Below are 562 nucleotides of genomic sequence, written 5' to 3' on the forward strand. Positions count from 1 at the left end.
ATGTAGTTGTCCTGGCTGTGGTCGGCGTTCTGGACGTAGGCCTTGGTCTTCACCCCGTTGGTGAAGACGGTCGTCGCGTAGTAGCCGTCGGCCTTCTGCACGATCGTGTAGTTATCCTGGCTGTGGTCGGCGTTCTGGACGTAGGCCTTGGTCTTCACCCCGTTGGTGAAGACGGTCGTCGCGTAGTAGCCGTCGGCCTTCTGCACGATCTCACTGGTGACGATGCCCTTGGCGTCATACAGGTCGGTGGTCTTGGTGCCGTCCTTCGACTGAACCAGCTTGAAGGCAAGGCTGCCGTCGGCGTGGGTGCGCACGATCGTGGTGAGGAATCCCGTCGCGTCGTAGATGTCGTGCTCGGCCGTGTAGCTCTGGCCGGTGATATTGTAGGTAAAGACGTCCTTGCTGCCGTCGGCCTGGGTGTCGGTTTCCACCATCTTAACGCCGGCCGCATTGTAGGAGCTGACCGCGCTGCTGCCGTCGCTGTTGATCACCTGGGTGTAGGCCAGGGTGCCGTCGGCGTGGGTTCGGATCACCGAGACGAGCTTTCCCGACGCGTCTAGGT

General features: G+C 61.4%; 1 pseudogene. It reads right to left on the bottom strand.

Annotation, left to right across the window (positions count from 1 at the left end):
• Positions 1-562: pseudogene (locus tag AC1D00_RS44555) on the bottom strand (RHS repeat protein); the annotation flags it as partial.

Source organism: Bradyrhizobium sp. P2_E8, from assembly GCF_056403875.1.